Genomic DNA, 12,268 nt, shown 5'->3' with positions numbered 1-12,268 from the left:
GAGAGGGCCGGCGCGATCCATCCATTCGCGCCGGCCCTTTTCTTTGGCCGGTTCGGCCGTGTCGCCGTCAGCCGTAGAAGACGAAGGCGCGCAATTCGCAACTGTGACGCGGAACAGTTCCTTCGCGTTGCCGATAATAGTCGAAGGCCGAATGCGGGCTGCCGGTCTTCCCGGCCTCGGCGGTGTCGAAGCCCATGAACACCAGCATGTCGTCCGCTTCCATGTCGGAAATATAGGCCCAGCGATGGTCGGGATTGTGGCGGAAGGCAAAATTGCCGAAGCGCGCCTCGTCCCCCGGCTTTCCGATGACATTGGTGAAGTGGACTTTATCCTCATCCACCAGGCTTTGCCGGTCGATGACCGCCAGCGGCAGATCCTGCGGCGGCGCACTCAACGCCCGCCAGGTCTGCACGCAGGCGAAGCGGCCCGACAGCCAATGGTCGCGGTCGGGGTCATCGGCCAGCAGTGCCTCGGCCCGATTGCGAAAGGTCGCATTGTCCCAATCGCAATGGACATAGCGCGCGGGGTGTGAGTTGATGACGTCGGGGCGTGGAGCCAGGTCGCTCCAGCGCAGCATCGGCCGCAGCACAATGATTTTCTTCGCGCCAGTCAGTTCGGCCATATAATCGTGCATCAATGGGCGGTAGATGGCGCTGATCGCGTCGATGTCGCGCTCACCCTTCAGATCGAGCGGCAGCTTGGCCGCCATGAAGCCTTCGCGCTCAAGCGTCGGCGCGACCGCAAATTCCCGGATGTCGTGAACGGGCATGTCGTGCGCATCGAACTCCAGTGTCGTGCGCTCGTGCTGGTCGACATAATAAAGCGGCTCCCCCTCGACGTGCCCGATATAGTTGAAGTGCCCGCTGGCCTGCATCATTCCTTCTCCTTTAGGGACAAGCGCGATTGCGCGATCAGTCCTTCTCCGAAATCTACCTGTAGTGGCGAGCCCGTGACAATGCCGGTTGTCGGCTTCACTGGTTTCAAGCATCGAAGATCGCACCGGCGGTCCTTGAGCTCTGGCGTCAGCGGACCTCTAGCGCTTCCTTGAACCGGCCCAGAAGGGCAGGCCCTGCCGGATCGCCATCCAGAAGACGGTTCTGTCGATGAACGATCCGCCACGCACCATCAGCCTGCCGCGCGAGTTCGATCCCCGACGCGCTGAGGCGGAAAACCGAAAAGCCGTCCGGGCCATGCCGAGCGACCATCGTATGACACGTCGCCACAGCCCGGCCGCCTTGGATCACCACATGCGGCAGCGTCGACATATGAGCGCAGCCCGACGTCACATAGCCGATATGCGTTGGATCGCGCGTTATCGACGCCACCGCTTCTCGCCCTTCGAACCGGCCGGAATCCGCTACCGTATAGACGCCGTCCTGCGCATAGCAGTCGGCCACCGCCTCGCCATTGAGACCGTCCACCGCGTAGCCATAACCGCAGACTAACTGATAGATGGCCAGCTGGTCTTCCAACCGGCGCAATCGCGCGTCGATCGCCTCGTCCATCAGACTACTCCATCACATGGTCAGGATGATCTTGCCGACATGGTTGCTGGCCTCGAGCGCGCTTTGAGCCGCGCCCGCCTGTGCGAGCGGAAAGCTGGCATGAACATAGGCCCGCAGCCGGCCATCCTTAACCAGCGGCCAGACCTGATCGCGCAGCGCATCGCGAATGGCGCGTTTCTCATCAAGATCACGCCCGCGCAGGGTGGAAGCGGTGATGACCAGCCGGTTACGCAGCACCAGGTTCATCGGGATCGTCGCCTCGCTCTTGCCGCTCATCACGCCGATCGTGATATGCCGACCGCGGGGCGCCATGATCTGGATATCGCGACCGACATAGTCACCGGCGACCATGTCCAACACCACATCGACACCGCGCCCCTCGGTGATGACGCGCGCCTCCTCGACGAAATCCTGCGTTCGATAGTTGATCGCCGCGTCAGCGCCTGCCACGCGGCATGCTTCGCATTTTTCGTCCGATCCCGCCGTTACGATCACCCGCGCACCAAAAGCCTTGCCCAGTTGGATTGCGGTCATGCCTATGCCTGACGACCCGCCATGGATCAACAGCGCCTCGCCTGCCTTGAGTTGCCCCTGGTCGAACAAGGTCGTCCAGCATGTGAACAGCGTTTCAGGCAGCGCCGCGCCTTCGACCATCGACAGTCCCTCAGGCAACGGCAGGCATTGACCTTCAGGCGCGACCGCGTAGTCAGCATAGCCGCCGCCCGCCAGCAACGCACAGACGCTCTCGCCGACCTGCCAGCCGGATACGCCCTCCCCCAGTGCAGCGATCTCGCCTGCCACCTCTAATCCTGGCACATCGGTAATGCCGGGTGGCGCGGGATATAGGCCCTGCCGCTGAACGATATCGCCGCGGTTAATGCCCGCCGCCCGCACGCGGATCAGGATTTCGCCGGCAGCCGGCTGGGGCACCTGGCGCGGAACCAGTCTCAGGACGTCCGGCCCGCCCGGTTTGCTGATTTCAATTGCCCGCGTGGTCGCGGGCAGTGAATGGCCTTCGTCCGATGTCGTCACGTGCACCCTCTCTTCATGGCTTTCAACCAGACTAGGCCAGAAATCCGCCAAATGCATATAGCTAGAATCATTATGCTTGGAACTTTGGGAGCTCAAGCCTATGACACGGCTCCTACAGGCGAGAAGATCTGAGGATGACATGAGCAGGCGCTTTGTGAAAACGGCAATTCTCGCGGGCCGCAGTACCGTATTTCGCGGCGCTTACCGTGCCCGCGATGAGCGGCGCGCGAGACCTGCCGTCCTTGATCGCGGCGCAACAGGCGGATACTGATCTTGCATTCCAGGACTTAGTCGGGGAGGACCGGATGGAGCAGGCCATCGCCGATCTGCTGGCCAAGCAGGAAATCACCGAGACAATTTACCGCATCGCGCGCGGCATCGATCGCGGCCAGGTAGCGCTTTATGCTGATGCCTTTCATCCCGATGGCCAGGACTTTCACGGCTTCCTCAATGGACCGGTAAAAAAGGTGCTCGACAACCTGGCCAATACGAAGCTGATCTTCACCCAGCATATGATCGGCAATGTGTTGGTGGAACTGGACGGCGAGGTGGCGCAGGCCGAATCCTATTTCACATCCTTTCACCAAGGCCGCGACCCGGACGGCACGATGATCGACGAGACGCTGCGCGGCCGTTACCTCGACCGTTTCGAGCGACGCGATGGCGGGCCATGGAAGATCGCCCGCCGCGTGGTGCTGTGGGACTGGACGAAGGTGGAGCCCTCGGGCGACACCTGGGTCGATCGCGTGCTTCAGCGCCCCGGTGCCGAGGACCGTTTCATCTACGGCCGGCGGGACCGGGAAGACATGGTCTTCACCGGCGCGCTCCCGGCCGGCTTCGAGGACGAATGAAGGACATTTCATGCGCATTCTGATCCTTGACGAAATCGTCGTGAAGCCCGGCCTTGCCGCGCAATATCGCGACGCCTACCGCACCCGCTACATGCCCGGCGCGGAACGGCGCGGCATGCGCCTGGATGGCGCCTGGCAAAACCCGCCGGCGCAGGATTTCGACGAACTGGAGACGACCCTCTACTATCTCTGGTCGGTCGAGGACGTCGGCGCCTGGTGGACCATGCGCCGCAGCCGCCTGCCCGACGGGCTGGACGAACGCTATGAAAAGCACGCCTGGTGGCAGGAAAGCGACCGCATGACCGTGCGCCGGTCCCGCAAATTCCTAACTGCCCAGCCGGAGGCAGGCCAATGACCCAGTTCGTATCGCTGCGCTTTCTCACGCTTCCGGCCGATCGCCAGGCTGATCGCGATCGCATCATCGAAGGTCTGCGCGCCGTCATTCGCGAACTGCCCGGCGTGCAGTCGGCGTGGATTGCGCCGATCCTGCCCGCGCCGGTGATCCACGCCGGGCAGATTGTCTGGCGCACCATCTTCGCTACGGAGAATGACTCCCTGCTGGCGCCGATCGCGCCGGTCTGGCGCGAAAAGATCGCGCCGTTGATCGAAGGCGCGCAGATAACGGCGCTCGGCTATCGCACGACCCGCATGGGCGTGGCCAAGAAGGGGCCGGGCATCTGGCGCGCTCTGATATTCCGCACCTTTACCGGTGCAGATCAGGAGACGGTGCGCGAACTGGAGAGCAACCTGCTGCTGTTCCCCAAATATATCAGCACCATTAAAAGCTGGGCGCTCAGCAATGTGAGCACGATGGATGGCCCGAAGGGCTTCACCCATGTCTGGGAGCAGGAGTTCGATTCCGTCGAAGGCCTGCTGGGCGAGTATATGGACCACCCGCTGCACTGGGGCGTGGTGGATTCCTATTTCGACGCCGAACTCCCGCAATATATCGTCGAGGGCCACGTCATCCAGGCGGTGGCCGAAATCGACGGATCGATCATGCAGTAAATGGCGCAGGCCGCCGCACAGGAAGGATGACTAAACATGGCTGACACCGCCGCCCGCCCCCTGGAGGGGCGCTCCGCAATCGTGACCGGCGCGAGCCGGGGCATCGGTAAGGCGATCGCCGCCCGCCTTGCATCTGCCGGTGCGCATGTCGTGCTGGGGGCGCGCAGCGTCGACGTTCCGCAGAGCGGCTTTACCGGGACGGTGCATGAAACGGCCGAGGAGATCCGCGCCCTGGGCGGCAAGGCCACTCCGCTGGCGCTGGACCTCAACGATGCCGCCAGCCGCGAGAAGTTCATTGCTGACGCCACGCAGGCGACTGGCGGCATCGACATTCTGGTCAACAACGCCGGAACCGCGCTCTACAAAAAGACCTGGGAAATGACGATCGCGGAGGCCGAAGGGCAGATCGCCGCCTATTTCACCGGCCCCTGGCACCTGTGCCACCTCGTCCTGCCACAGATGATCGAGCGCAAGCGCGGCTGGATTCTCAATCTAGGTTCCAGCGTCGCGACGAAATGGCCCGAACCGGGCAAGTTTGAAGAGCATATGAAATATTTCGGCGACTATGTGCTCTATGGCGCGGTGAAGACTGCCATGCATCGCTTCAGCGCGGGCCTCGCTGCGGAAGTTTTCACGCATAATATTGCCGTCAACGTGCTGGGGCCGGTGGGCGGCGTCTATACACCGGGCCTCGACAGCCTGGGCCTGGGCATGGACCCCAATTCGCCGGTGTTCGAAATTCCCGAGCAAATGGCCGAAGCCGCACTGGCGCTCGTATCGAAGGAACCGACCGAGCAAACCGGCGTGATCGCGTGGAGCCACAAATATCTCGATGAGATCGGTCGTTCGACCATGTCACTCGACGGCAAGACGGTGCTGGTCGATCGTAGCGCGACGGTGAACGCATGAGCGGCGCACCGGTCCGCGTCGGCATCGTCGGCGCCAATGCTCAGCGCGGCTGGGCCCGCGACGCGCATCTGGACGCGCTGCGCAGCCTGTCCTCGCTCTATCGCATCGCAGCCGTTTCGGCGCGTGACCAGGCACAGGCCGAAGCCGCCGCCGCCCATTTCGGCGCGAGCAAGGCCTTTGGCGACTCCCTTGAAATGGTGCGGTCGCCCGACGTCGACCTGGTGGTCGTTACCGTCAAGGTGCCCGAGCATCGCAGCGTCGTGCTGGCGGCACTAGCAGCGGGCAAGCATGTCTATTGCGAATGGCCGCTGGGCGTCGACCTTGCCGAAGCGGAGGAAATGGCCGCTGCCGTGCCGGAGGGCGTCCACGCCGTGGTCGGCCTTCAGGGCGAGCAGGCCCCGGCGGTCCGCGTCGTGGGCAAGCTGGTGCGCGATGGCGCGATCGGCAATGTCCAGCTGCTGCGTGCGTTCGGATCGGCGGGCGCATGGGGCGCGGAATCGCCACCGCACTATGCCTATCTGCAGGACAGGCGGAACGGGGCAACGCTGGAAACGATTGGCGGCGGGCATACCTTGTCGTCCTTAGAGGCGCTTGTCGGCCCTTATGCGCAGGTGGACGCGCGCAATTCGATCCTGCGCAAGAAGGTCCGCGTCACCGGCACCGATGAATTTGTCGACCGGACCTGCGCGGACCACATGCTCGTGACCGGCATCCATCAGAATGGCTGCGTATCGATTTTGGAAGTGGTCGGCGGCAGCCATGATCGCCCTGCCGAGTTCGAGATCGTCGGGGACAAGGGCTGGATCAAGGTAACGGGCACTGTGCCGGGCACCTGCCAAATCGCCAAATTGAAGGTAGAGACCAGCTTTGCCATCGACCCGCTGCCCGAAGCAGTTGCGCCCGATCTGGTCGGACCGCCGGTCAACCTGGCGGAAACCTATGCCGTGCTCGCCCGCGATCTGGCGGAGGGTAGCTACAGTCTGCCCGACTTCAACCGGGCTGTGCGGCTGACGAGGCTGCTCGATGCCATCGACGTGGCATCCGAAACCGGCGTTCGCCAGACTATCTGAATGAAGCGGGAGCCGGCGGACGATCCGCCGGCCCCTGAATTTTTACGTCAGCGGCAGCGCGACGCGTCCGCTTGCAAGGCCCGCGGCCTTCACCTCGACGCCCACCGTTCCGCGCGAGCCGCGCCCCCGCACGACCAACTGCGCGCGGCCGTCCCAGCTTTCCGCGGTGCTCGCCTGATAGCTGCCGATCGCCTGAGGGTTGGCTCCGCCAAAGCCCACCATATCGGCCGGCCCTGACAGCGACGCCGTCAACGGCAGCTTGGCGCCGGGCACGCGGCGGCCTTGCGCGTCCACCACTTCGACCAACAGGAAGCTGACATCGCCACGCCCCGCACCGCCGCGCGGCTTTTCGGCCGTCACTCGGATCGCGGCCGGCTTGCCAACCGTCGTCAATGTGCGGCGGCCGATCTCCTTGCCGCCCCGGAAGGCGACCGCCTCCAGCGTGCCGGGCGCATAGGGGACGGAGAACTCGACGCGCTTGGCTTCCACCGCCTTGCTGTTGATCAGCTTGCCGTTGAGGTGCAGCTCGACCTTGTCGCCGCTACTGTGGGCACGCACGGCGAGCTGTTTGCCCTCGCTGCCCGGCCAGGTCCAGCTCTGCGCTTCATTCGACCAGCCCCAGGCTTTGAGCAATTCGGTCTTATCATCCGCCATTGGCTGCTGGACCGCTATTTCCAGCGGACTGATGCCCCAGACGACGTCGCGTGCCAGAGATGGCGCCTTTTGCTGGCCGATCAGGTCAATGTCGCCGCAATCGGCGTTCACCCATGGCCAAGTCGTCGGCATCACCGGCATGTTCGCATTCGCCTTCGGCACCAGCGTGCTGCCCCCGATGCTCGCTTCGCCCAGATAGTCCATGGCGGTCCAGACGAAATCACCGATCAGCCAAGGCGATCGATCAGTCAAATCCCAGATTGCGACGACGTCCTTCGCGAAACTTTCGGTGCCGAAAAAGACACGGTCGGGGAAACGCGCATGGTCCGCTCCGTAGTCGGCGAGCTTGTAGTTGTACCCGACAAGATCAAGAAAAACCGAACTCATGTCATCGGCCTTACCGCCCTTGCCCGCCCGCGCGGTCACGGCCGAAGGGGTCACGCTATGGCCTGGGAAGCCGTTGATCGCAGCCGTGACCGGCCGGGTCGGATCAATCCGATGCACGGCGTTCACGATCTGCCATTGCAGCGCCATCCCCTCCTCCGTGTTGCGGTCGGGGATCTCGTTGCCGATGCTCCACATCACGACGCTTGGATGATTGCGGGTGCTGCGGATGATCGTGTCCAAGTCCTGGCGCCAGCGCTTGGCAAAGACGGTGGAATAGTCCTGCGGCTTCTTGGGATGATGCCAGGTGTCGAAGGTTTCGCCGACCACGAACAGGCCGATCTTGTCGCAAGCCCGGAAGAAGGCCGGCGAGAAGAGATTATGAGAGGGCCGCACCGCGTTATAGCCACGCGCCTTCAGCAGCGCGACCTTGCGTTCCTCCGCAGCATCGAAGGCGCAAGCGCCCAGCAGGCCATTGTCGTGATGTATGCAGCCACCGCGCAGCTTGGTCGGCGTGCCGTTGATGGTCATGCCGGTAGTCGCATCGAACGTGACGATGCGCACGCCGAACACGGTCTCCGTTCGATCGAGCACCCGCCCGCCACGCCGCAATTCCGTTTCCAGCGTGTAGAGATTGGGCGTGTCCGGGGACCAGAGATTGGGCGCGTTAAGCGACGCTGACTGTTCGGCCGCGTGAGCCACTGGAACCTGGGCCTGCCAGACGGTCTTGCCCGCCGCATCCTTGATCCGCGATACCACTATATCGCCCTGGCCTGCGTCCTGTAACGCGGTCGCGATGTCCAGTTCCGCCTCTCCGTTCGCGATGCGGCGAGTGTTGACGACCACGCCCCAACGCTCGATCCGGGCCGTCTGCGGCAGCACGTCCAGCCAAACATGGCGATAGATGCCCGAGCCCGAATACCAGCGCGAATTGCGGCCTTCATTGCGCACGCGCACGACGATGACATTTTCGCCGCTGGGCGACAGATGGGGCGTCAGGTCGTAGGCGAAAGGCGTGTAGCCGCTCGCATTACTCCCCAGCGGGTGACCGTTGAGCCAGACATCGCTGTCCATATAGACGCCGTCGAATAGTAGCTCGACGCGGCCGCCTCTCGGTGCGGACAAACGAAATCGCTTGCGATACCAGCCTTCGCCGCCCACCGCGAAACCGACGGCCGTGCCGCCTTCCGCCTTTTCAGCGAAGGGCCCGACCACTTTGCCGCCGCGGCCTTCTCCGGCCGGAAGATCCTCGATGCTCCAGTCGTGCGGCAGATCGACCGCGCGCCAGGCGCCATCGTTGAAGCCCGGCGCTTCGAAGCCGTGCCCCGCTCCACGATGAAAGCGCCAGCCCAGGTCGAAACTCTGTCCGCGACCAATCCGCGGCGCGGGCGCGGCTTCCGCCACGCCGCCTGCCATCAAAAGCGACGAAGCGCCCGTTGCGATCAGCACGTCGCGACGATTGAGATCGATGCGGTCCACCAACGTCACGCTCCTTTCCCCGGCACCCGGGGAAGGGTGGCCAATTCCTTGTCGAGCGCCGGCAGCATCGGCTTTAGCATGGTGGTGAACACCGCCAGATCCTCCAGGCTCATATTGCCCAGAGCCGGCTTGATATCCTCCGACTGCACGAACATCGGCATGAAGGGCAAGTGCTTCAGCACGATCGCCCAGGCGGCCGATGCGTTCATCAGTTCCAGTATCGACACGCTTTTCGTGCCGTAACTGTAGTCGTGGATGGCGGGGCGTTCGTAGGCAGTCGACGCAATATAGGTCGGCGCTTCCATATAGAGGCTACTCCAGCAGAAAAATGGATGGTTCAGCTCTTGGCTGCCCAGGAATCGCACACGCTCTGGGCAGAAACGGGGCCGCCGTTAAAGATCGCGCATTTGCCGCAATCTCCCTGCGCGCCGTTGACAAAGAAAGCACATCCCGAGCAAGACTTTTTGGGGTCAGGGGAGACAGGCTTGAAGTTCAAACTCCTCCGGATACCGGCATCTGGCAGCTTGGCAGCATCAAAACAGGCAGCCGCGGCCGCTCCGCCCCACAGAATACCCGACATCACTCCCAACATCGCGAGCACAGGTCTCCTGCCGAATTCGCCGGCGCGAAAGTTCATGATCCTCTCCTCCTAACCCGATCACGCCACCCGTCCGCGCGATCGATGGCCTATATCATACAATCCCTATCCTATTTTCAATTCAAATTTTGAAATAAATCCGTGCAAGGCAGGTTAAATGCACTTATTGTGTCGCATAATATATCGGAGGATGCATGATGACCGATCGCACCCCAATGCGCTTTGCGGGATTATTTGCTGGCTGCGCCTTGTTGGCAGTGGCTACCCCGGCCGCAGCAAGAACCTACGGCTTTGCCTTGTCAGAGCTGACGACCGCTTTCTATCGCGGATCGGAAAAGGTAGATTGTCCCGAAGGTCGATCGCCTACCACCCGGGACGCTTTTCTTCTCACCCAGCCCCCCGCCGAGCGCGCCCGGCTGCTAAAACCCGAACATGCCGAGGAGTTGGAGAAAAAATATAAGATCGACTATGTATTTGGTCCCGAGGGCAAGGATATCTGCACGGACGCCGATTTCTTCGACACGCCCGATCGCCCTCCGCAGAAGCTAAATAAAAGCAAGGTTGCTTATGGTTTTGACCTCGATGGCGCGACGCCAGGAAAGACCGCACCCGGCACCTGCTCGCACGATAGTTTCGTCAGCCCCTCAGGTGAAAAGGGGATCGACAATCAACTGTTTCGGGTAATCGGGTGCAACACCTTTTGGCGCGGCGCCGAAAACGCTCAGCATCAGCCCGAACATAATTGGGTGGAGAATCCGACCGTAGTGTTGGTGAGCGGTGTGGACAATTGGCAAGATGACCCGGAAGTCGAAGTGCTGATCGCGCCCGCAGCCGATCGCCTGACGCTGGATGTGAAGCAACAGATCACGCCCGGTGCGAGCCTTACCCTGTCTGACAGTGGAAAAGGGCGGACGATCATGAAGGGGCAGATCAAGGGGGGCTTGCTGACGACGGATCCCAGAGATCTCGTTATCCCCTATAATTGGCTAGGCTCGACGGGCGGGGAATTGATCTTGCGGCATTTCCGTCTGCGGGTGACGCGTACGCCGGAAGGATTGCTCAAAGGTGAGGCCGGTGGCTATCGGCCGATTGACAACGCCATTGCCGTACCGCGCATCGGCGGGCCCGGCGTTGCCAACACTGCCGGCCTGGAGTGCGCTTCGGTGCGCCGCGCACTGAGGTTGATGGCAGACGGTGATCGCGATCCCCAAACTGGGCAATGCACAAGCCTATCATCCTCGCTCAATTTCGCAGCGACGCCTGCCTTCATCTTTGAAAAGGGCGTATTGCTCAATTCCGCCGAGCAATGATTTGGCGCCCCAGACGGCACGGCGCTCCGCCCCAGCGATGTCTTTCTCGTTCTTTCACAGGCGAGGGGACCGACGAGAGCGTTGAGCCTATAGCTGATAAGGTTTCAACAGGATTGGACCTTATGGATAGTGACATCATCATCGCGTCCTATGCACGCACTCCGATGGGCGGGTTTCAAGGCGTGTTTGCCGGCGTTCCGGCAACCGACCTGGGTATCACGGCCGTAAAGGCCGCGGTTGAGCGCTGCGGCGTCGATCCCAAGGCGATCGAACGCATTTATATGGGCAATGTGTTATCGCACGGTCTAGGTCAGGCCCCTGCCCGCCAAGTCGCATTGGGTGCCGGTTTACCTAATTCGGTCGAGGCGACCACGCTTAACAAGATGTGCGGGTCGGGCATGCAAGCCACAATCATGGCAGCCGAGGCATTGACGGCAGGGGCTATCAAGGTTGCGGTGGCTGGCGGCATGGAAAGCATGACAAACGCTCCTTTCATGCTGCCCAAGCATCGCGCCGGGGCCCGAATGGGCCATGACAAGATCGTCGATGCGCTGATGGGCGACGGCCTTGAAGACGCCTATGAAGGCAAGCCGATGGGCGCATTTGCCGAGGACACCGCACGCGATTATCAGTTCACACGCGAGGCGATGGACGCCTTCGCCATCCGCAGCCTCTCACGCGCGAACGAAGCCATCAACTCGGGCGCCTTTTCAGGCGAAATCGCCCCGGTGACAGTGAAGAGCCGATCGGGCGAGGTTTTGGTCGACACGGACGAACAGCCGGGCAATGCCAATCCCGCCAAGATCCCCAACCTTAAGCCAGCCTTCGCGAAGGATGGTGGGATTACCGCTGCATCATCCGCCTCTATTTCCGATGGAGCTGCCGCACTGGTACTCACGCGGGCCGATGTCGCGGAACAGCTAGGCATGACGAAGGAAGCGCGTCTTGTGGCCGCTGCCGCCCATGCGCAGGAACCCGCGCTGTTCACCACCGCCCCGGTGTTCGCGATCCGCAAGGTGCTCGAAAAGGCTGGCTGGTCCATCGAGGACGTCGATCTGTTCGAGGTGAACGAAGCTTTTTCCGCCGTGGCGATGATCGCCGTGCGCGATCTCAGCATTGCCGAAGAGAAGATCAACGTAAATGGCGGCGCGACCGCGCTCGGCCACCCCATCGGCGCAAGCGGTGCGCGCATTATCGCGACCCTGATCGCGGCGCTTAAAGCGCGTGGACTGAAGCGCGGCATTGCTTCGCTATGTATCGCGGGAGGCGAAGCAACCGCCGTCGCCATCGAAGTGCTGTGATAGAAAAGGCTCGCCGGATTGATATCCGGCGAGCCTCAATGGTAATTTCCTGTTTCTTAGGGCATTGCGCACGATATCGGATCTAACCACTTCGTTCGGCTGAGCCGATCAAAGCCTCTTATAAGGCCTTCGACAGCGTCAGGGCGAACGTAGCATCGATGGTTGGC

At 62.2% G+C, this 12,268-nt stretch carries 13 protein-coding genes; 7 read left to right on the top strand and 6 right to left on the bottom strand.

Going from position 1 to position 12,268, the window contains the following annotated elements; all coding sequences use genetic code 11:
* Window positions 1-67: 67 nt before the first annotated feature.
* From ACFO3E_RS16455 to ACFO3E_RS16445, 3 genes are all read right to left on the bottom strand, one after another.
* Window positions 68-877 carry a CmcJ/NvfI family oxidoreductase gene (locus tag ACFO3E_RS16455; protein WP_380806329.1) on the bottom strand — a complete coding sequence of 270 codons (810 nt, stop codon included), beginning with the start codon at window positions 875-877 and terminating at the stop codon, window positions 68-70.
* Between the two features lie 145 nt (window positions 878-1,022).
* The gene (locus tag ACFO3E_RS16450; RefSeq protein WP_380806326.1) at window positions 1,023-1,505 is read right to left on the bottom strand and encodes a nuclear transport factor 2 family protein; all 483 of its coding nucleotides are present in this window, start codon (window positions 1,503-1,505) and stop codon (window positions 1,023-1,025) included.
* 12 nt (window positions 1,506-1,517) lie between these two features.
* Entirely contained in the window at window positions 1,518-2,537 is a 1,020-nt protein-coding gene (locus tag ACFO3E_RS16445; protein ID WP_380806324.1) for an NAD(P)H-quinone oxidoreductase, read from the bottom strand.
* A gap of 215 nt (window positions 2,538-2,752) precedes the next feature.
* On the opposite strand from ACFO3E_RS16445, the gene ACFO3E_RS16440 reads away from it, so the two are divergent.
* Genes ACFO3E_RS16440 through ACFO3E_RS16420 form a run of 5 tightly spaced genes read left to right on the top strand, consistent with a single transcriptional unit; the run spans window position 2,753 to window position 6,375 of the window.
* A complete protein-coding gene (locus tag ACFO3E_RS16440; protein WP_380806322.1) occupies window positions 2,753-3,388 on the top strand; it encodes a nuclear transport factor 2 family protein in 636 nt (211 codons plus the stop codon).
* A 10-nt stretch (window positions 3,389-3,398) separates the two neighbouring features.
* A complete protein-coding gene (locus ACFO3E_RS16435; RefSeq protein WP_380806320.1) occupies window positions 3,399-3,743 on the top strand; it encodes a hypothetical protein in 345 nt (114 codons plus the stop codon).
* Window positions 3,740-4,396, top strand: a complete 657-nt coding sequence (locus ACFO3E_RS16430; protein ID WP_380806318.1) for a Dabb family protein — start codon at window positions 3,740-3,742, stop codon at window positions 4,394-4,396. Before ACFO3E_RS16435 ends, ACFO3E_RS16430 begins: the two co-directional genes overlap by 4 nt.
* A gap of 36 nt (window positions 4,397-4,432) precedes the next feature.
* Complete coding sequence (locus tag ACFO3E_RS16425) at window positions 4,433-5,305, top strand: SDR family NAD(P)-dependent oxidoreductase (protein WP_380806315.1); 873 nt, start codon at window positions 4,433-4,435, stop codon at window positions 5,303-5,305.
* Window positions 5,302-6,375 (top strand): Gfo/Idh/MocA family protein, encoded by a 1,074-nt coding sequence (locus ACFO3E_RS16420; protein WP_380806312.1) that lies wholly within the window; start codon window positions 5,302-5,304, stop codon window positions 6,373-6,375. Before ACFO3E_RS16425 ends, ACFO3E_RS16420 begins: the two co-directional genes overlap by 4 nt.
* A gap of 42 nt (window positions 6,376-6,417) precedes the next feature.
* Here the strand turns inward: ACFO3E_RS16420 and ACFO3E_RS16415 are convergent, their stop codons facing one another.
* From ACFO3E_RS16415 to ACFO3E_RS16405, 3 genes are read right to left on the bottom strand one after another with little or no spacing between them, the layout of a single operon-like run.
* Entirely contained in the window at window positions 6,418-8,892 is a 2,475-nt protein-coding gene (locus ACFO3E_RS16415) for a glycoside hydrolase family 2 TIM barrel-domain containing protein (protein WP_380806309.1), read from the bottom strand.
* Window positions 8,893-8,897: 5 nt separating this feature from the next.
* Window positions 8,898-9,197: a hypothetical protein gene (locus ACFO3E_RS16410; protein WP_380806307.1), complete on the bottom strand. Its 300-nt coding sequence runs from the start codon at window positions 9,195-9,197 to the stop codon at window positions 8,898-8,900.
* 32 nt (window positions 9,198-9,229) lie between these two features.
* Window positions 9,230-9,529: a high-potential iron-sulfur protein gene (locus ACFO3E_RS16405; RefSeq protein WP_380806305.1), complete on the bottom strand. Its 300-nt coding sequence runs from the start codon at window positions 9,527-9,529 to the stop codon at window positions 9,230-9,232.
* Between the two features lie 155 nt (window positions 9,530-9,684).
* Here ACFO3E_RS16405 and ACFO3E_RS16400 point away from each other — a divergent pair, with 155 nt between their 5' ends.
* Window positions 9,685-10,800, top strand: a complete 1,116-nt coding sequence (locus ACFO3E_RS16400; protein ID WP_380806302.1) for a hypothetical protein — start codon at window positions 9,685-9,687, stop codon at window positions 10,798-10,800.
* Between the two features lie 122 nt (window positions 10,801-10,922).
* Window positions 10,923-12,101, top strand: a complete 1,179-nt coding sequence (locus ACFO3E_RS16395; RefSeq protein WP_380806300.1) for a thiolase family protein — start codon at window positions 10,923-10,925, stop codon at window positions 12,099-12,101.
* The last annotated feature ends 167 nt before the right edge of the window (window positions 12,102-12,268 follow it).

Source organism: Sphingobium tyrosinilyticum, assembly GCF_042654265.1.
Lineage (GTDB): Bacteria > Pseudomonadota > Alphaproteobacteria > Sphingomonadales > Sphingomonadaceae > Sphingobium > Sphingobium tyrosinilyticum.
The sequence above is the reverse complement of the archived record's forward strand: the minus strand, read 5'-3'. Positions and strand labels throughout refer to the sequence as shown.